Source organism: Enterobacter cloacae complex sp. Mu1197, from assembly GCF_040059225.1.
Lineage (GTDB): Bacteria > Pseudomonadota > Gammaproteobacteria > Enterobacterales > Enterobacteriaceae > Enterobacter > Enterobacter quasiroggenkampii.
In genome coordinates this window covers 1,279,389-1,297,963 of sequence record NZ_CP157375.1, presented here as the reverse complement: position 1 = coordinate 1,297,963, position 18,575 = coordinate 1,279,389, and the positions used below count along the sequence as shown (strand labels likewise).

18 protein-coding genes are annotated in these 18,575 nt (G+C 55.6%); 17 read left to right on the top strand and 1 reads right to left on the bottom strand.

Going from position 1 to position 18,575, the window contains the following annotated elements:
- Positions 1 to 149: 149 nt before the first annotated feature.
- The 9 genes from ABFV38_RS06110 to rihA all read left to right on the top strand — a co-directional run bounded on the left by ABFV38_RS06110 (position 150) and on the right by rihA (position 8,841).
- On the top strand, positions 150 to 1,196 hold the full coding sequence (locus ABFV38_RS06110) for a PhoH family protein (RefSeq protein WP_008501053.1): 1,047 nt from the start codon (positions 150 to 152) through the stop codon (positions 1,194 to 1,196).
- The gene (gene ybeY / locus ABFV38_RS06105) at positions 1,193 to 1,660 is read left to right on the top strand and encodes an rRNA maturation RNase YbeY (RefSeq protein ID WP_008501052.1); all 468 of its coding nucleotides are present in this window, start codon (positions 1,193 to 1,195) and stop codon (positions 1,658 to 1,660) included. Before ABFV38_RS06110 ends, ybeY begins: the two co-directional genes overlap by 4 nt.
- A gap of 89 nt (positions 1,661 to 1,749) precedes the next feature.
- A complete protein-coding gene (corC, locus tag ABFV38_RS06100; protein ID WP_021242574.1) occupies positions 1,750 to 2,628 on the top strand; it encodes a CNNM family magnesium/cobalt transport protein CorC in 879 nt (292 codons plus the stop codon).
- A gap of 5 nt (positions 2,629 to 2,633) precedes the next feature.
- Entirely contained in the window at positions 2,634 to 4,172 is a 1,539-nt protein-coding gene (gene lnt / locus ABFV38_RS06095; protein WP_167212176.1) for an apolipoprotein N-acyltransferase, read from the top strand.
- Positions 4,173 to 4,581: 409 nt separating this feature from the next.
- Entirely contained in the window at positions 4,582 to 5,487 is a 906-nt protein-coding gene (locus ABFV38_RS06090; RefSeq protein WP_008501049.1) for an amino acid ABC transporter substrate-binding protein, read from the top strand.
- A 155-nt stretch (positions 5,488 to 5,642) separates the two neighbouring features.
- The gene (gene gltJ, locus ABFV38_RS06085) at positions 5,643 to 6,383 is read left to right on the top strand and encodes a glutamate/aspartate ABC transporter permease GltJ (RefSeq protein ID WP_008501048.1); all 741 of its coding nucleotides are present in this window, start codon (positions 5,643 to 5,645) and stop codon (positions 6,381 to 6,383) included.
- Entirely contained in the window at positions 6,383 to 7,060 is a 678-nt protein-coding gene (gene gltK, locus ABFV38_RS06080) for a glutamate/aspartate ABC transporter permease GltK (protein WP_008501047.1), read from the top strand. The genes gltJ and gltK overlap by 1 nt, the downstream gene beginning before the upstream one ends.
- Complete coding sequence (locus ABFV38_RS06075) at positions 7,057 to 7,782, top strand: amino acid ABC transporter ATP-binding protein (protein WP_014883001.1); 726 nt, start codon at positions 7,057 to 7,059, stop codon at positions 7,780 to 7,782. Before gltK ends, ABFV38_RS06075 begins: the two co-directional genes overlap by 4 nt.
- A 120-nt stretch (positions 7,783 to 7,902) precedes the next feature.
- Complete coding sequence (rihA, locus tag ABFV38_RS06070) at positions 7,903 to 8,841, top strand: pyrimidine-specific ribonucleoside hydrolase RihA (protein WP_348958835.1); 939 nt, start codon at positions 7,903 to 7,905, stop codon at positions 8,839 to 8,841.
- Between the two features lie 63 nt (positions 8,842 to 8,904).
- On the opposite strand, the gene ABFV38_RS06065 is transcribed toward rihA, so the two are convergent.
- A complete protein-coding gene (locus ABFV38_RS06065; protein ID WP_023617134.1) occupies positions 8,905 to 9,387 on the bottom strand; it encodes a zinc ribbon-containing protein in 483 nt (160 codons plus the stop codon).
- A gap of 214 nt (positions 9,388 to 9,601) precedes the next feature.
- On the opposite strand from ABFV38_RS06065, the gene leuS reads away from it, so the two are divergent.
- The 8 genes from leuS (at position 9,602) to mrdB (ending at position 18,560) form a co-directional block, all read left to right on the top strand.
- Entirely contained in the window at positions 9,602 to 12,184 is a 2,583-nt protein-coding gene (leuS, locus tag ABFV38_RS06060) for a leucine--tRNA ligase (RefSeq protein ID WP_045909589.1), read from the top strand.
- Between the two features lie 14 nt (positions 12,185 to 12,198).
- Complete coding sequence (lptE, locus tag ABFV38_RS06055) at positions 12,199 to 12,768, top strand: LPS assembly lipoprotein LptE (RefSeq protein WP_008501042.1); 570 nt, start codon at positions 12,199 to 12,201, stop codon at positions 12,766 to 12,768.
- Positions 12,768 to 13,799, top strand: coding sequence for a DNA polymerase III subunit delta (gene holA, locus ABFV38_RS06050; protein ID WP_048026955.1), 1,032 nt, complete (start codon positions 12,768 to 12,770; stop codon positions 13,797 to 13,799). The genes lptE and holA overlap by 1 nt, the downstream gene beginning before the upstream one ends.
- Positions 13,792 to 14,457 (top strand): nicotinate-nucleotide adenylyltransferase, encoded by a 666-nt coding sequence (gene nadD / locus ABFV38_RS06045; RefSeq protein ID WP_025912714.1) that lies wholly within the window; start codon positions 13,792 to 13,794, stop codon positions 14,455 to 14,457. The genes holA and nadD overlap by 8 nt, the downstream gene beginning before the upstream one ends.
- A gap of 269 nt (positions 14,458 to 14,726) precedes the next feature.
- Positions 14,727 to 15,044 (top strand): ribosome silencing factor, encoded by a 318-nt coding sequence (gene rsfS, locus ABFV38_RS06040; RefSeq protein ID WP_023334893.1) that lies wholly within the window; start codon positions 14,727 to 14,729, stop codon positions 15,042 to 15,044.
- A 3-nt stretch (positions 15,045 to 15,047) separates the two neighbouring features.
- Entirely contained in the window at positions 15,048 to 15,515 is a 468-nt protein-coding gene (gene rlmH / locus ABFV38_RS06035) for a 23S rRNA (pseudouridine(1915)-N(3))-methyltransferase RlmH (protein ID WP_348958834.1), read from the top strand.
- A 28-nt stretch (positions 15,516 to 15,543) separates the two neighbouring features.
- Entirely contained in the window at positions 15,544 to 17,445 is a 1,902-nt protein-coding gene (gene mrdA, locus ABFV38_RS06030; protein ID WP_008501038.1) for a peptidoglycan DD-transpeptidase MrdA, read from the top strand.
- 2 nt (positions 17,446 to 17,447) lie between these two features.
- Positions 17,448 to 18,560, top strand: a complete 1,113-nt coding sequence (gene mrdB / locus ABFV38_RS06025) for a peptidoglycan glycosyltransferase MrdB (protein ID WP_008501037.1) — start codon at positions 17,448 to 17,450, stop codon at positions 18,558 to 18,560.
- The last annotated feature ends 15 nt before the right edge of the window (positions 18,561 to 18,575 follow it).

The window sequence follows — 18,575 nt, the reverse complement described above, 5'->3', positions numbered from 1 at the left end:
TCTTTTGGCAGGCCTTGTATTTCCTCTCATCGCCCCCAATATCTTCCGCAACGCTTGCGCCTTTATTGTGTGGCGTGAATAATTTCGGTAATGACCGTTTTATTGCGCCGTGTGGCAGCGGGTCAGTTAATCAATCAAAGAGGAACAGTTTGAACATAGATACGCGTGAAATTAGCCTTGAGCCAGCAGACAACGCTCGCCTGCTGAGCCTGTGCGGGCCGTTTGATGACAACATCAAACAACTGGAGCGACGTCTGGGTATCGAAATCAATCGTCGCGATAATCATTTCAAACTCACCGGACGCCCAATCTGCGTCAACGCCGCTGCGGACATTCTGCGTAGCCTGTATGTCGACACCTCCCCCATGCGCGGCGAAATTCAGGATATCGAACCGGAGCAGATTCACCTCGCCATTAAAGAGGCGCGCGTGCTTGAGCAGAGCGCGGAGAGCGTGCCGGACTATGGCAAGGCGATCAACATTAAGACCAAGCGTGGCGTCATCAAGCCGCGTACGCCAAACCAGGCGCAGTACATCGCCAATATTCTCGACCACGACATCACCTTCGGCGTGGGGCCGGCGGGTACGGGTAAAACCTATCTTGCCGTTGCCGCAGCGGTCGATGCGCTGGAGCGTCAGGAGATCCGCCGTATCCTGCTGACCCGCCCTGCCGTTGAAGCCGGTGAAAAACTGGGCTTCCTGCCAGGCGATCTGAGCCAGAAGGTCGATCCGTATCTGCGTCCTTTATACGATGCGCTGTTCGAAATGCTGGGCTTTGAGAAGGTCGAGAAGCTCATTGAGCGTAACGTGATCGAAGTGGCCCCGCTCGCCTACATGCGCGGCCGCACGCTGAACGATGCGTTCATCATTCTCGATGAGAGCCAGAACACCACCATCGAACAGATGAAGATGTTCCTGACGCGTATTGGCTTTAACTCGAAAGCGGTGATTACCGGTGACGTCACCCAGATTGACCTGCCGCGCAGCACCAAATCGGGCCTGCGCCACGCCATCGAGGTGCTGGCCGAGGTCGACGAAATCAGCTTTAACTTCTTCCACAGTGAAGACGTGGTACGCCACCCGGTGGTCGCGCGTATCGTTAACGCCTATGAAGCCTGGGAAGAGGCGGATCAGAAGCGTAAGGCCGAACTGGCCGCAGAACGTAAGCGCGAAGCGCAGGAGCAAGAACAGAAATGAGTCAGGTGATCCTCGATTTACAGCTGGCCTGTGAAGACAATTCCGGCATGCCAGATGAGGCACAGTTTCAGAAATGGCTGGATGCCGTTATCCCGCAGTTTCAGGAAGAATCAGAAGTCACGATTCGCCTGGTGGATGAAGCAGAAAGCCATGAGCTTAACCTGACTTATCGAGGGAAAGATAAGCCGACCAACGTGCTCTCTTTCCCGTTCGAAGCCCCACCGGGCATCGAGATGCCGCTGTTGGGCGATCTGATCATCTGCCGTCAGGTGGTTGAACAGGAAGCCAAAGAGCAGCAGAAACCCCTTGAAGCCCACTGGGCGCACATGGTGGTACACGGCAGCCTGCATCTGCTCGGCTACGATCATATCGAAGACGACGAAGCGGAAGAGATGGAGTCCCTCGAGACAGAGATAATGCTTGCTCTGGGCTATGAGGATCCGTACATTGCCGAGAAAGAATAGTCCGTCACCTGACTGACTCACCTGCCGCCACGAAAGGATATCGCGTGGCGGTAAACGTTGAACTAACAAGAGAACCCTTAACAAACGCCATGAGCGACGACAATTCACACAGTAGCGACACGACAACCAGTAAAAAGGGATTCTTCTCCCTCATTCTGAACCAGCTTTTCCACGGCGAACCCAAAAACCGTGATGAACTGCTGGAGCTGATTCGTGATTCCGGGCAGAACGACCTTATCGACGAAGATACGCGCGAAATGCTCGAAGGGGTTATGGACATCGCCGACCAGCGCGTTCGCGATATCATGATCCCCCGCTCGCAGATGATCACCCTGAAACGTAACCAGACCCTGGACGAGTGCCTTGATGTGATCATCGAATCCGCCCACTCGCGTTTCCCGGTTATCAGCGAAGATAAAGATCACATCGAAGGGATTTTGATGGCGAAAGATCTGCTGCCGTTTATGCGCAGCGATGCCGAAGCCTTCAGCATGGAAAAAGTGTTACGCCAGGCCGTGGTTGTGCCGGAAAGTAAACGTGTGGATCGGATGCTGAAAGAGTTTCGCTCTCAGCGTTACCACATGGCGATTGTTATTGATGAATTTGGTGGCGTCTCCGGTCTGGTCACGATCGAGGATATCCTTGAGCTGATCGTGGGCGAAATCGAAGATGAGTACGACGAAGAAGAGGATATCGACTTCCGTCAGCTCAGCCGCCACACCTGGACCGTGCGCGCGCTGGCCTCCATTGAGGACTTCAACGACGCCTTCGGGACCCACTTCAGCGACGAAGAGGTCGATACCATTGGCGGGCTGGTGATGCAGGCCTTTGGCCATCTCCCGGCGCGCGGTGAGACCGTTGACATCGACGGTTACCAGTTCAAAGTAGCCATGGCCGACAGCCGACGTATTATACAGGTTCATGTCAGAACGCCGGACGACTCACCGGTGCCAAAACTGGAAGATTAATGTAAATGGCATTTGCCCCATTGCTTGAACGCCAGCGCGTCCGTTTGCTGCTGGCGCTGTTACTCGGAGCCAGCGGTACGCTGGCTTTTTCTCCTTACGACATCTGGCCTGCGGCCATACTCTCCCTGATGGGGCTTCAGGGTCTGACCCTGAACCGTCGTCCGGTACAGGCTGCCGCTATCGGCTACTTCTGGGGACTGGGGCTGTTTGGCTCAGGTATTAACTGGGTCTACGTCAGCATCGCCCAGTTTGGCGGTATGCCGGGCCCGGTAAACGTCTTCCTGGTGGTACTGCTCGCCGCCTATCTCTCGCTCTATACTGGCCTGTTCGCCGGCATCCTTTCTCGCCTGTGGCCCAAAACCAGCTGGCTGCGCGTCGCGATTGCCGCACCGGTGGTCTGGCAAATCACGGAATTCCTGCGCGGCTGGGTGCTGACCGGCTTCCCGTGGCTGCAGTTCGGCTACAGTCAGATTGACGGCCCGCTCAAAGGCCTGGCGCCGGTCATGGGCGTTGAGGCCATTAACTTCCTGCTCATGGTGGTCAGCGGCCTGTTGGTCCTGGCGCTGGTCACGCGTGGCTGGAAGCCGCTGGCTGTGGCGCTGGTGCTGTTCGCTCTTCCCTTCCCGCTGCGCTATATCCAGTGGTTCACGCCTGAGCCCGCACGCGCTATGCAGGTTTCCATGGTTCAGGGGAACATCCCGCAGTCCATGAAGTGGGACGAGAAAGAGCTGTTGAATACGCTGAAGATCTACGCTAACGCCACCGAAGAGGTGATGGGTAAATCGCAGCTGATTATCTGGCCGGAGTCTGCCATTCCCGATCTGGAGATCAACCAGCAGCCGTTCCTCAACATGATGAACGACCTGCTGCTCTCGCGTGGCAGCACGCTGATCACCGGGATTGTCGATGCGCGTCTGAATCAGCAGAACCGCTACGACACTTACAACACCATCATTACGCTCGGCAAAGACAGCGAATACAGCTACCACTCCACTGACCGGTACAACAAGAACCACCTGGTGCCGTTTGGTGAATTTGTGCCGCTGGAGTCGATTCTGCGCCCGCTGGCCCCGTTCTTCGATCTGCCGATGTCCTCCTTTAGCCGCGGCCCGTACGTTCAGCCTCAGTTGCACGCGCACGGCGTTGCCCTGACGGCGGCCATCTGCTACGAAATCATTCTCGGCGAGCAGGTGCGCGATAACTTCCGCCCGGATACGGACTATCTGCTGACCATCTCTAACGATGCCTGGTTTGGTAAGTCAATCGGCCCGTGGCAGCACTTCCAGATGGCACGCATGCGCTCCCTGGAGCTGGCGCGTCCGTTACTGCGCAGCACCAACAACGGTATCACCGCCGTGATTGGTCCGCAGGGTGAAATCCAGGCCATGATCCCACAGTTCACCCGTGAGGTACTGACCACTCACGTCACCCCGACCACGGGGCTGACGCCATACGCCCGTACCGGCAACTGGCCGCTGTGGATCCTGACCGCGCTGTTCGGCTTTGGCGCGGTGCTGATGAGCCTGCGCCAGCGTCGTAAATAACCTTCCCTTCTGTTGCCGGGTGGCGGCTACGCCTTACCCGGCCTACATTCAACATTTCCGTTCCCGTAAGTCGTGTAAGGCGCAGCCGCCACCCGACAATTCCTTCCAGACTCCAATTCTGGCACGCCTATTGCTTTGTTTATTCAGGTAAACGCAGTTTGGCTTAACGTGCAACTTTGTCGCACCAGCGTAGATCATCGGTAGCACCGAAACGGTGCAACGGGAGATATTTGCCTCTGAATGGTGCGGCGCGCTTCGCAAAAATAAACAATAACGCAGCAAAATCTTTACATTAAGCCAGACTAAATGTTAACAAGCTTGCATAACACTGCACTCGCATTGCGCGAGATATAACAACATCACAATGGGTATCAATGCGTCTCTGGCGCTGATAAGAAAGGAGTTGGGTATGCAATTACGTAAACTGGCCACAGCAATGCTGGTTATGGGAATGTCTGCAGGCGTGGTTCACGCTGAAGATGCGCCAGCAGCAGGCAGCACTCTCGACAAGATTGCCAAAAACGGCGTCATCGTGGTCGGCCACCGTGAATCTTCTGTCCCGTTCTCTTACTACGACAACACGCAAAAAGTCGTGGGCTATTCACAGGATTACTCCAACGCTATCGTTGAAGCCGTGAAGAAAAAGCTGAACAAACCTGACCTGCAGGTGAAGCTGATCCCAATCACTTCACAGAACCGTATTCCACTGCTGCAAAACGGCACCTTTGATTTCGAGTGTGGCTCCACCACCAACAACCTCGAGCGTCAGAAACAGGCAGCCTTCTCTGACACCATCTTTGTTGTAGGCACCCGCCTGCTGACGAAGAAAGGCGGTGAGATTAAAGACTTCGCTGACCTGAAAGGCAAAGCGGTCGTTGTCACCTCCGGTACCACGTCTGAAGTGCTGCTGCACAAGCTGAACGACGAGAAGAAAATGGATATGCGCATCATCAGCGCGAAAGACCATGGCGACTCCTTCCGTACCCTGGAAAGCGGCCGTGCCGTCGCGTTTATGATGGATGATGCCCTGCTGGCGGGCGAGCGTGCGAAAGCGAAGAAACCTGACAACTGGGATATCGTCGGCACCGCGCAGTCGAAAGAAGCCTACGGCTGTATGCTGCGTAAAGACGATCCGCAGTTCAAAAAGCTGATCGATGACACCATCGCTCAGGTGCAGACCTCCGGCGAAGCGGAAAAATGGTTCGACAAATGGTTCAAGAACCCGATTCCACCTAAAAACCTGAACATGAATTTTGAACTGTCTGACGACATGAAAGCGCTGTTCAAATCTCCAAATGACAAGGCTCTTAACTAATTAGAACAACAGGGGCGGGATCTCCTGCCCTCTCGATTGTCGGGAAGCATGGACAGACTATACGTTGAGTGGTCGTTCCCCACTCAGCGCGAAAAATGAGCTTCTCACCAATCTTCGAGGGTAGCGCTGCTACCCTTTTTTTTCTGGAGTTTATTATGTCAATCGACTGGAACTGGGGCATATTTCTGCAACAAGCCCCGTTCGGCAACACCACCTATCTTGGCTGGCTGTGGAGCGGCTTTCAGGTCACCGTGGCATTATCGATAACGGCGTGGATCATCGCGTTTCTTGTCGGTTCTCTGTTCGGTATTCTGCGCACCGTCCCTAACCGTTTTCTTTCAACGCTTGGCACCCTCTATGTGGAACTGTTCCGTAACGTTCCGCTGATCGTGCAATTCTTTACCTGGTATCTGGTTATCCCGGAACTGCTGCCGGAAAATATTGGCATGTGGTTCAAGTCGGAACTGGATCCGAATGTGCAGTTCTTTGTCTCCTCCATGATGTGTCTGGGGCTGTTTACCGCTGCGCGCGTTTGCGAGCAGGTGCGTGCCGCCATTCAGTCATTACCCCGTGGACAAAAAAATGCGGGTCTGGCGATGGGATTAACCCTGCCACAAACCTACCGCTACGTGCTGCTGCCTAACGCCTACCGCGTCATCGTTCCACCGATGACCTCCGAGATGATGAACCTGGTGAAAAACTCGGCCATCGCCTCAACCATCGGCCTGGTCGATATGGCTGCACAGGCGGGCAAGCTGCTGGATTACTCCGCTCACGCGTGGGAATCCTTCACCGCGATCACGCTCGCCTACGTTCTGATTAACGCTTTCATCATGCTGGTGATGAACCTGGTTGAACGCAAAATTCGCCTGCCGGGCAACATGGGGGGCAAATAATGTACGAATTTGACTGGAGTTCTATCGTTCCATCCATGCCTTATTTGCTTGATGGACTGATGATTACCTTAAAAATCACCGTCATTGCCATTATTGTCGGTATCGTCTGGGGCACCCTGCTGGCCGTCATGCGCCTGTCGAGCTTTAAGCCGCTCGCCTGGTTCGCGACCGCCTACGTTAACGTGTTCCGCTCCATCCCGCTGGTAATGGTGCTGCTGTGGTTTTACCTGATCGTGCCCGGCTTCCTGCAAAACGTGCTGGGGCTGTCGCCGAAAACCGATATCCGTCTGATCTCGGCGATGGTGGCGTTCTCGATGTTTGAGGCCGCTTACTACTCGGAGATTATCCGTGCGGGCATTCAGAGTATCTCCCGCGGGCAATCCAGCGCCGCGCTGGCGCTGGGGATGACGCACTGGCAGTCCATGCAGCTCATTATTCTGCCGCAGGCGTTTCGCGCCATGGTTCCGCTCCTGCTGACCCAGGGTATCGTGCTGTTCCAGGATACCTCTCTGGTCTACGTGCTGAGCCTGGCAGACTTCTTCCGTACCGCGTCAACCATCGGTGAGCGTGATGGAACGCAGGTTGAGATGGTGCTCTTTGCGGGTGCGGTCTATTTTGTGATTAGTTTAAGCGCGTCGCTGTTGGTCAGCTGGCTGAAGAAAAGGACGGTACAATGATTTCCCTGAAAAATGTTTCTAAATGGTATGGGCACTTTCAGGTGCTGACCGACTGCTCCACCGAAGTGAAAAAAGGCGACGTGGTAGTGGTGTGCGGACCGTCCGGTTCCGGTAAATCGACGCTGATCAAAACCGTCAATGGTCTGGAGCCGGTCCAGCAGGGCGAGATCGTCGTCAACGGTACCAAAGTCAACGACAAGAAAACCAATCTTGCCCAGCTTCGTTCTCACGTTGGTATGGTGTTCCAGCATTTTGAGCTGTTCCCTCACCTCTCCATTATTGAGAACCTGACGCTGGCCCAGGTGAAAGTGCTCAAGCGTGATAAAAAAGCGTCGCGTGAGAAAGGCCTGAAGCTCCTGGAACGCGTTGGCCTCTCTGCGCATGCCGATAAGTTCCCGGCGCAGCTTTCCGGCGGCCAACAGCAGCGTGTGGCGATCGCCCGCGCGCTGTGTATGGATCCGGTTGCCATGCTGTTTGATGAACCAACGTCGGCGCTCGATCCGGAGATGATCAACGAAGTGCTGGACGTGATGGTCGAACTGGCGCACGAAGGGATGACCATGATGGTGGTGACCCACGAAATGGGCTTCGCCCGTAAGGTGGCCAACCGCGTAATCTTTATGGACGAAGGGAAAATTGTCGAAGATTCCCCGAAAGAGGAGTTCTTCGCCAACCCGAAATCCGAACGTGCGAAAGATTTCCTCGCCAAAATCCTGCACTAATCTTCTTGGTGCGCAATCTGCGGATTGCGCACTGCTTCACGCTTTAGCTGTCTTTATCTATTCTGCGTCACATTGCAGCGTTAACCTTGTCACAAAATAACGCTATGAATGGAGAACGCTATGGCACAACCCATCATTTTCGATTGCGATCCGGGTCATGATGACGCGATCGCGCTCGTTCTTGCACTTGCCTCCCCTGAACTCGACGTCAAAGCCGTCACCTCTTCCGCCGGAAACCAGACGCCGGATAAAACCCTGCGTAACGTTTTGCGCATGCTGACGCTGCTCGGGCGCACCGATATTCCCGTCGTCGGTGGCGCCCTCAAGCCCCTGATGCGTGAATTAATTATCGCGGATAACGTGCATGGTGAAAGCGGGCTGGACGGTCCGGCGCTGCCTGAGCCGGGCTTCACGCCGCAAAACTGCACCGCCGTGGAGCTGATGGCGAAGGTGCTACGCGAGAGCGCGGAACCCGTGACGCTGGTGGCTACCGGACCGCAAACCAACGTCGCGCTGCTGCTGAACAGCCACCCTGAACTGCACAGCAAAATCGCCCGTATCGTCATCATGGGCGGGGCCATGGGTCTGGGAAACTGGACGCCGTCCGCAGAATTCAACATTTTTGTCGACCCGGAAGCGGCGGAGATCGTCTTCCAGTCCGGTTTGCCCGTCGTGATGGCAGGGCTGGACGTGACCCATCGCGCGCAGATTATGGCTGACGACATTGAACGCTTCCGCTCAGTTGGTAATCCGGTCGCGACAACCGTGGCTGAGCTGCTCGACTTCTTTATGGAGTATCACAAAGCCGAGAAATGGGGATTCCACGGCGCGCCGCTGCACGATCCATGCACCATTGCCTGGCTATTAAAGCCGGAGATGTTTACCACCGTCCACAGGTGGGTTGGCGTCGAAACTCAGGGGAAATACACCCAGGGGATGACGGTGGTGGACTACTACTCGCTGACGGGAAATAAGCCGAATACCACGGTGATGGTGGATATTGACCGTGAGGCGTTTGTGGATTTGCTGGCGGAGAGGCTGGCTTACTATAGTGCGTAGTGCGGCCTGATGCCCTCACCCCGGCCCTCTCCCACGGGAGAGGGCGCAAACCTGCGCTTTTACCTAGGGCTCAAACGGCCGACGCTGGAACTGATCGTGGCCGCATTTCGGACACAGCGACAGAACCTCCGGCGTATACACCGCAATATGGTGGTGGCAATTCTCGCACACCAGATTTCCCAGCCCGACCACCTCACCGCTGTGGTACACACCGTGGTGGTTCAAATCCTGAAAGACTTCACGCCACTCCAGCTGCGTTTTATCCGTGATATCGGCCAGCTCCTGCCACAGGCTCTCTTTGATCACCCGCATGAAAACGCTGTCCGTGACCTCCTCCTGGCTCTCCTGGTAGCTGCGCGCGAACTCTTCCAGATCGCGACGCACGGCACGCGTCACCTCTTCCACTTCGGTTCGCGTTAACTCACCCGTTTGCGACACGCGGGCACGCGCCTGCTCCACCAGCGCATCGATATCGCGCTCGCCGTTACGCAGCCGTTCCGTCAGTGTCGCCACCAGTTCGCGGTAAAATTGAGCAACCTTGTTCATCATTTTGCCTCCCGGGTAAGTAACTATTTCTAATAATAGACCTTATTTCATCGCCGCTTTGTCAGGTGAAGCACAGACCCGGTAAATTCCTGCAAAGCGCATTTGTGCGAAAGGCTGTTTTGACGCGGGCGTTTGGGCTATGCTATGCGGATCTGAATTACCACATCCATTGGCTACATTTGTAGCTGTATTGAAAACAGGACCACTGGCTGCCATGCAAGAGCAATACCGCCCGGAAGAGATAGAATCAAAAGTCCAGCAACACTGGGACGAGAAGCGCACCTTTGAAGTAACCGAAGACGAGAGCAAAGAGAAGTATTACTGCCTGTCGATGCTTCCCTATCCTTCTGGTCGACTACACATGGGCCACGTGCGTAACTACACCATCGGTGATGTGATTGCGCGTTACCAGCGCATGCTGGGTAAAAACGTTCTGCAACCCATCGGTTGGGATGCGTTCGGTCTGCCTGCGGAAGGCGCGGCGGTAAAAAATAATACGGCGCCGGCACCGTGGACGTATGACAACATCGCGTACATGAAAAACCAGCTCAAAATGCTGGGCTTCGGCTATGACTGGAGCCGCGAGCTGGCAACATGTACGCCGGAATACTACCGCTGGGAACAGAAATTCTTCACCGAGCTGTACAAAAAAGGCCTGGTGTATAAGAAGACCTCTGCCGTTAACTGGTGCCCGAATGACCAGACCGTTCTCGCGAACGAACAGGTTATCGATGGCTGCTGCTGGCGCTGTGACACCAAAGTAGAGCGTAAAGAGATCCCGCAGTGGTTTATCAAAATCACCGCTTATGCTGATGAGCTGCTGAACGATCTGGATAATCTGGACCACTGGCCAGATACCGTTAAGACCATGCAGCGCAACTGGATCGGCCGTTCCGAAGGCGTGGAAATCACCTTCAACGTTGAGAACTACGACCAGACTCTGACCGTCTACACCACCCGTCCGGACACCTTCATGGGCGCGACCTACCTGGCCGTGGCCGCAGGTCACCCGCTGGCGCAGAAAGCGGCAGAAAACAATCCGGAACTGGCTACCTTCATCGACGAATGCCGCAACACCAAAGTGGCCGAAGCCGATATGGCAACGATGGAGAAAAAAGGCGTTGATACCGGCTTTAAAGCCATTCACCCGCTGACGGGCGAAGCGATCCCTGTCTGGGCCGCCAACTTCGTACTGATGGAATACGGCACGGGCGCCGTGATGGCCGTTCCGGGTCACGACCAGCGCGACTACGAATTTGCCACCAAATATGGCCTGACCATCAAGCCAGTTATCCTGGCGGCTGACGGTTCTGAACCAGACCTGTCCGAACACGCGCTGACCGAAAAAGGGACCTTGTTCAATTCCGGCGAGTTCAGCGGTCTGAGCTTCGAAGAGGGCTTCAACGCCATCGCCGACAAGCTGGCCTCCCTTGGCGTGGGCGAGCGTAAAGTTAACTTCCGTCTGCGCGACTGGGGTGTTTCCCGTCAGCGTTACTGGGGTGCGCCAATTCCGATGGTGACGCTGGAAGATGGCACCGTGATGCCAACGCCAGAAGATCAGCTGCCGGTGATCCTGCCGGAAGACGTCGTCATGGACGGCATCACCAGCCCGATCAAAGCCGATCCTGAGTGGGCTAAAACCACCGTCAACGGCCAGCCTGCGCTGCGCGAAACCGACACCTTTGACACCTTTATGGAGTCATCCTGGTACTATGCACGCTACACCTGCCCGCAGTATCAGGACGGCATGCTGGATTCCAACGCGGCGAACTACTGGCTGCCGGTAGATATCTACATCGGTGGTATCGAACACGCCATCATGCACCTGCTCTACTTCCGCTTCTTCCACAAGCTGATGCGCGATGCGGGCATGGTGAACTCTGACGAACCTGCAAAACAGCTGCTGTGCCAGGGCATGGTGCTGGCGGATGCCTTCTATTACGTCGGTGCAAACGGCGAGCGTAACTGGGTGTCTCCGGTTGACGCGATCGTTGAACGCGACGAGAAGGGCCGTATTGTGAAGGCCAAAGACGCCGAAGGTCATGAGCTGGTCTACACCGGCATGAGCAAAATGTCTAAGTCGAAAAACAACGGTATCGACCCGCAGGTGATGGTTGAGCGATACGGTGCGGATACCGTGCGTCTGTTCATGATGTTTGCATCTCCGGCAGACATGACGCTGGAGTGGCAGGAGTCTGGCGTAGAAGGCGCAAACCGCTTCCTGAAACGCGTCTGGAAACTGGTTTACGAGCACACCTCACTGGGCGATGCCCCGGCGCTGAACGCCGCCGCCCTGACTGAAGATCAGCAGGCGCTGCGTCGTGATGTTCATAAAACGATTGCGAAAGTGACTGATGATATTGGTCGTCGTCAGACCTTCAATACCGCAATTGCGGCTATTATGGAACTGATGAACAAGCTGGCGAAAGCTCCGCAGGACGGCGAGCAGGATCGTGCCTTAATGCGTGAAGCACTGCTAGCCGTCGTTCGCATGCTGAACCCGTTCACGCCGCACGTTAGCTTTACCCTGTGGCAGGAGCTGAAAGGCGAAGGCGATATCGACAACGCGCCGTGGCCGCAGGCTGACGAAGCCGCGATGGTGGAAAACACCACGCTGGTCGTAGTCCAGGTGAACGGCAAAGTCCGCGGTAAAATTACCGTGGCGGTCGATGCAACCGAAGAACAGGTTCGCGAGCGCGCGGGCCAGGAACCACTGGTCGCTAAATATCTTGAGGGCGTTACCGTACGTAAAGTGATCTACGTACCGGGTAAACTGCTGAATCTGGTCGTTGGCTAAGCGCGGGAGGAAACGTGCGACAACTGGCAACAATACTCTTATCACTGGCGGTGCTTGTCACCGCTGGCTGTGGCTGGCACCTGCGCAATACCACGGCGGTGCCTGCTCAGATGAAAACCATGATCTTTGATTCCGGGGATCCGAATGGTCCACTCAGCCGGGCAATTCGCAATCAGCTGCGCCTCAACGGCGTTGAGCTTGTTGAGAAACAGACCCTGCGTCAGGATGTACCGTCCCTGCGTGTGACAGGAAGTGGTCTGTCGAGAGATACCGCGTCAATCTTCCAGGATGGCCGTACCGCAGAGTATCAAATGGTGTTGACGGTCAACGCGGCAGTTCTGATCCCGGGTAAAGACATCTATCCGATCAGCACGAAAGTGTACCGTTCGTTCTTCGATAACCCGCAGACGGCGCTGGCAAAAGATGCCGAACAGCAGATTATCATCAACGAAATGTACGACAAGGCGGCGGAACAGCTGATCCGTAAACTGCCAAGTATTGCAGCGTCAACCAAACAAGGATCTGACATTGTTGATAAACCGGTTGATGGCACGCTTCCTGCTGCTAACTCTCTGGGTAAATGATGATCAGGCTGTATCCTGAACAACTCCGCGCGCAGCTCAATGAAGGGCTGCGCGCGGCGTATCTGCTTCTTGGAAACGATCCGTTATTGCTTCAGGAAAGCCTGGATGCCGTGCGGCATGCCGCCGCCGCGCAGGGTTTTGATGAACATCACACCGTCCAGTTGGATAACAACACCGACTGGAACGCCCTCTTCTCGCTCTGTCAGGCGATGAGCCTGTTCGCATCGCGCCAGACAATTCAGATCCTGCTGCCGGAGAACGGCCCTAACGCGGCGATAAACGAGCAGCTCGCAACGCTGGTCAGCCTCTTACACAGCGATCTGCTCCTTATTGTGCGTGGCAACAAGCTGACCAAAGCGCAGGAAAACGCGGCCTGGTTTACCCAACTCGCGACCCACGCGGTGCTGGTCACCTGTCAGACGCCTGAGCAGGCACATCTGCCTAAATGGGTCGCCGCGAGAGCGAAACAGCACAACCTTCAGCTGGATGACGCGGCAAATCAGCTGCTCTGCTACTGCTATGAAGGTAACCTGCTGGCCCTGGCGCAGGCGCTTGACAGACTCTCCCTGCTCTGGCCGGACGGCAAGCTGACCTTGCCGCGCGTCGAGCAGGCCGTTAACGACGCGGCGCACTTCACGCCGTTCCACTGGGTGGACGCGCTGCTGTCGGCAAAAAGTAAACGCGCCCTGCATATTCTGCAGCAGCTGCGCCTCGAAGGCAGCGAACCGGTTATTCTGCTGCGAACCCTGCAGCGCGAATTACTGCTGCTGATTACGCTCAAGCGTCAGTCTGCCCATACGCCTTTGCGTTCGCTGTTTGATAAACACCGGGTGTGGCAAAATCGCCGGGCTTTGACCACCGAGGCCATCAACCGCCTGAGTCATGAACAGCTTCGCCAGGCGGTACAGCTTCTGATGCGCGCCGAGCTTACGCTCAAGCAAGATTACGGCCAGTCGGTCTGGGCGGAGCTGGAAAGCCTTTCTCTGCTGCTCTGCCACAAGGCGCTGGCAGACGTTTTTATTGATGGATAGTATGCATTCTTTACAGGCCCTGTATGGCGGCACCTTCGACCCGGTACACTACGGGCATCTGAAGCCGGTTGAAATTCTGGCGAATCTGATCGGCCTTCAGCGCGTTACCATCATGCCCAATAATGTCCCGCCCCACCGTCCACAGCCCGAGGCGACCAGCGAGCAGCGAAAAGAGATGCTTGCCCTGGCCATCGCAGATAAGCCGCTCTTCCGGCTTGACGAGCGTGAACTGCGTCGCGACACACCCTCATGGACCTCGCAGACGCTCCAGGAGTGGCGCGCAGAACAGGGGCCAGACCAGCCGCTGGCTTTTATCATCGGTCAGGATTCCCTGCTGAACTTCCCCACATGGCATAAATATGAAACCATTCTGGAGAACAGCCATCTGCTCGTCTGCCGCCGTCCTGGCTATCCGCTGACCATGCGCGAAGCGCAGTACCAGCAGTGGCTGGAAGATCATCTCACCGCCAATGTTGAAGATCTCCACAATCAGCCTGCCGGGAAGATTTATCTGGCGGAAACGCCGTGGTTCGATATCTCTGCGACCCTCATTCGCGAGCGTTTACAGCAGGGTTTAGCATGTGACGATCTGCTCCCCGCACCGGTGCTGGCCTATATCCATACGCACGGTTTGTATCAGAAAAGCGCAGATGAATAGCGGGAAGGCATAAAAAGCGGCTTATTGTTTATCCTGCCTTGACAGGGTAAGCCATACTGTTATTCTCCGCTGCCAGACTTTCCCGCCAGTCATTGCTTTACAGAAATTGTTTTACAAAAATGGCGATGCAATCTCAGGCGGAGGGTGGGATGATACCCGCCTTCAAAAGCCCGGCCGGAGACATTTGTCCCGACACAGGCATGAGTTCAGGTATACTGCCTGGCTACGAATTCAAAGTTTTACAATCTCATTCACCCCAGGGGGAAAACTTGCAGGGTAAAGCACTCCAGGATTTTGTTATTGACAAAATTGATGACCTGAAAGGTCAGGACATCATCGCGATTGACGTGAAGGGTAAATCCAGTATTACCGACTGCATGATTATCTGCACCGGTACGTCCACGCGTCATGTTGTTTCGATTGCCGATCACGTGGTTCAGGAATCACGTGCAGCAGGGCTGTTACCGCTGGGTGTTGAAGGTGAAGCGACGGCTGACTGGGTGGTTGTCGATCTCGGCGATGTGATTGTCCACGTCATGCAGGACGAGAGCCGTCGCCTGTATGAACTGGAAAAACTCTGGGGTTAATGCGTGAAGTTGCAGCTGGTCGCCGTCGGCACCAAAATGCCGGACTGGGTACAAACCGGTTTTACTGAATATCTGCGCCGTTTTCCAAAAGACATGCCGTTCGAACTGGTGGAAATTCCCTCCGGTAAGCGCGGCAAGAACGCCGATATCAAACGTATTCTCGATAAAGAGGGCGAACTGATGCTGGCTGCCGCAGGCAAGAACCGCATCGTCACCCTCGATATTCCAGGAAAACCCTGGGATACGCCGCAGCTGGCGCACGAACTGGAGCGCTGGAAGCAGGATGGTCGTGACGTCAGTCTGTTGATTGGCGGGCCTGAAGGGTTATCCCCTGCCTGCAAAGCGGCAGCAGAACAAAGTTGGTCCCTCTCCGCGCTGACGCTTCCCCACCCGCTCGTTCGGGTACTGGTGGCAGAAAGCCTGTATCGCGCGTGGAGCATTACTACCAACCACCCCTATCACCGCGAGTAATGACTGACCAGGGTAGATTAAGCAGCGGATGAAACTACAGAATTCTTTTCGCGACTATACGGCTGAGTCCGCGCTGTTTGTGCGCCGGGCGCTGGTCGCCTTCACCGGGATTTTGCTGCTTACCGGCGTGCTGATCGCCAACCTTTATAATCTGCAAATTGTCCGCTTTACCGATTACCAGACGCGTTCCAACGAAAACCGTATCAAGCTGGTGCCTATCGCACCCAGCCGCGGCATTATTTACGATCGTAACGGCACCCCGCTGGCGTTAAACCGCACCATCTATCAAATCGAGATGATGCCGGAAAAAGTCGATAATGTTCAGGATACGCTGGAAGCGCTAAAAAGCGTTGTTGACCTTAACGACGACGATATCGCCGCCTTTAAAAAAGAGCGCGCCCGCTCACACCGATTCACCTCCATCCCGGTTAAAACCAACCTGACGGAAGTCCAGGTGGCCCGCTTTGCGGTGAACCAGTACCGTTTCCCCGGCGTGGAAGTAAAAGGTTACAAACGTCGCTACTACCCCTACGGCTCCGCGCTGACGCATGTGATTGGCTACGTCTCCAAGATTAACGACAAAGACGTCGACCGCCTCGATAAAGACGGCAAGCTGGCGAACTACGCCGCAACGCATGATATCGGTAAGCTGGGCATTGAACGCTACTACGAAGATGTCCTGCACGGGCAAACCGGCTATGAAGAAGTTGAGGTTAACAACCGTGGCCGCGTGATTCGCCAGCTTAAAGAGGTACCGCCGCAGGCGGGGCATGACGTCTATCTGACCCTCGACCTTAAGCTGCAGCAGTATATTGAAACCCTGCTGGCGGGCAGCCGTGCAGCCGTTGTGGTCACCGATCCTCGAACCGGCGGCATCCTGGCGATGGTGTCAATGCCAAGCTATGACCCGAACCTGTTTGTTGACGGCATTTCCAGTAAAGACTACTCCGGTCTGCTGAATGACCCCAACACGCCGCTGGTGAACCGCGCGACGCAAGGGGTTTACCCACCGGCATCAACGGTTAAACCGTACGTGGCGGTCTCTGCTCTGAGTGCTGGTGTCATCAACCGCAATACCAGCCTGTTTGACCCGGGCTGGTGGCAGCTGCCGGGTTCAGATAAGCGCTATCGCGACTGGAAAAAATGGGGCCACGGTCATCTGAACGTCACCAAATCGCTGGAGGAGTCTGCGGATACCTTCTTCTATCAGGTGGCGTATGACATGGGGATCGACCGCCTGTCAGAGTGGATGAGCAAATTCGGCTACGGACACTACACCGGCGTTGACCTTGCGGAAGAACGCTCCGGCAACATGCCGACGCGCGAATGGAAGCTGAAGCGCTTTAAAAAGCCGTGGTATCAGGGCGACACCATTCCGGTGGGTATCGGTCAGGGCTACTGGACGGCAACGCCGCTTCAGATGAACAAAGCCATGATGATCCTCATCAATGACGGCGTGGTGAAAGTGCCGCATCTGCTGCAGAGTACGGTTGAAGACGGCAAAAAAGTGCCGTGGAACCAGCCGCACGAAGCCCCGGTGGGTGACATTCATTCCGGCTTCTGGGAAATCGCGAAAGACGGTATGTACGGCGTGGCAAACCGCCCGAACGGTACCGCACATAAGTATTTCGCCGGGACGCCGTACAAAGTGGCGGCGAAGTCCGGTACTGCGCAGGTATTTGGTCTGAAAGCCAACGAAACCTATAACGCGCACCGCATTGCCGAACGTCTGCGTGACCATAAGCTGATGACGGCGTTTGCCCCTTATGACAACCCGCAGGTCGCGGTGGCAATGATTCTGGAGAACGGCGGTGCCGGGCCTGCAGTAGGGACCATCATGCGCCAGATCCTTGACCACATCATGCTGGGTGATAACAACACCGAACTGCCGGCTGAAAACCCGGCCGCCGCTGCGGCGGAGGACCAATAATCATGACGGATAATCCAAATAAAAAATCGCTGTGGGATAAAATCCACATCGACCCAGCCATGCTGCTGATCCTGCTGGCTCTGCTGGTTTACAGTGCGCTGGTTATCTGGAGCGCCAGCGGCCAGGACATCGGGATGATGGAGCGCAAAATCGGCCAGATCGCCATGGGCCTGATCATTATGGTGGTGATGGCGCAGATCCCGCCGCGCGTTTACGAAGGCTGGGCGCCCTATCTCTACATCTTCTGTATTATTTTGCTGGTTGCGGTCGATGCGTTTGGTGCCATTTCAAAAGGGGCGCAGCGCTGGCTGGATTTGGGTATTGTCCGCTTCCAGCCCTCGGAGATTGCCAAAATCGCCGTGCCATTGATGGTGGCACGCTTTATCAACCGCGACGTCTGTCCGCCGTCGCTGAAGAATACCGCTATCGCGCTGGTGCTGATTTTCCTGCCAACGCTGCTGGTTGCGGCACAGCCTGACCTTGGCACCTCAATCCTTATCGCGCTCTCAGGTCTGTTTGTCCTCTTCCTGTCGGGCCTGAGCTGGCGCCTGATTGGCATCGCGGTGGTGCTGATAGCGGCGTTCATCCCTATTCTCTGGTTCTTCCTGATGCATGATTACCAGCGCCAGCGCGTCATGATGCTGCTCGATCCGGAAACCGATCCGCTGGGCGCGGGCTATCATATTATTCAGTCCAAGATTGCGATTGGCTCCGGCGGCCTGCGCGGGAAAGGCTGGCTGCACGGTACGCAGTCGCAGCTGGAATTTTTACCGGAACGCCACACCGACTTTATCTTTGCCGTACTGGCGGAAGAGCTGGGGCTGGTGGGTATCTTAATACTCCTGGCGCTATACGTTCTGCTGATCATGCGGGGATTGTGGATTGCAGCACGCGCGCAAACGACCTTTGGTCGCGTCATGGCTGGCGGGTTGATGCTGATTTTATTCGTTTATGTCTTCGTAAATATTGGTATGGTGAGTGGTATTCTGCCGGTGGTAGGCGTACCGCTGCCGCTGGTGAGTTACGGGGGCTCGGCACTGATCGTGTTGATGGCCGGGTTTGGTATCGTGATGTCGATCCATACCCACAGAAAAATGTTGTCAAAAAGCGTATAAAAATAAGGGGATCGG

Excerpts from the sequence above, each read along its gene's own strand:
- gltK (WP_008501047.1), top strand. The coding sequence starts at position 6,383 with ATGTACGAATTTGACTGGAGTTCTATCGTTCCATCCATGCCTTATTTG.
- nadD (WP_025912714.1), top strand. The coding sequence starts at position 13,792 with ATGGATAGTATGCATTCTTTACAGGCCCTGTATGGCGGCACCTTCGAC.
- ABFV38_RS06075 (WP_014883001.1), top strand. The coding sequence starts at position 7,057 with ATGATTTCCCTGAAAAATGTTTCTAAATGGTATGGGCACTTTCAGGTG.
- ABFV38_RS06090 (WP_008501049.1), top strand. The coding sequence starts at position 4,582 with ATGCAATTACGTAAACTGGCCACAGCAATGCTGGTTATGGGAATGTCT.
- corC (WP_021242574.1), top strand. The coding sequence starts at position 1,750 with ATGAGCGACGACAATTCACACAGTAGCGACACGACAACCAGTAAAAAG.
- leuS (WP_045909589.1), top strand. The coding sequence starts at position 9,602 with ATGCAAGAGCAATACCGCCCGGAAGAGATAGAATCAAAAGTCCAGCAA.
- lnt (WP_167212176.1), top strand. The coding sequence starts at position 2,634 with ATGGCATTTGCCCCATTGCTTGAACGCCAGCGCGTCCGTTTGCTGCTG.
- mrdA (WP_008501038.1), top strand. The coding sequence starts at position 15,544 with ATGAAACTACAGAATTCTTTTCGCGACTATACGGCTGAGTCCGCGCTG.
- ybeY (WP_008501052.1), top strand. The coding sequence starts at position 1,193 with ATGAGTCAGGTGATCCTCGATTTACAGCTGGCCTGTGAAGACAATTCC.
- ABFV38_RS06065 (WP_023617134.1), bottom strand. The coding sequence starts at position 9,387 with ATGAACAAGGTTGCTCAATTTTACCGCGAACTGGTGGCGACACTGACG.
- rihA (WP_348958835.1), top strand. The coding sequence starts at position 7,903 with ATGGCACAACCCATCATTTTCGATTGCGATCCGGGTCATGATGACGCG.
- gltJ (WP_008501048.1), top strand. The coding sequence starts at position 5,643 with ATGTCAATCGACTGGAACTGGGGCATATTTCTGCAACAAGCCCCGTTC.
- mrdB (WP_008501037.1), top strand. The coding sequence starts at position 17,448 with ATGACGGATAATCCAAATAAAAAATCGCTGTGGGATAAAATCCACATC.
- holA (WP_048026955.1), top strand. The coding sequence starts at position 12,768 with ATGATCAGGCTGTATCCTGAACAACTCCGCGCGCAGCTCAATGAAGGG.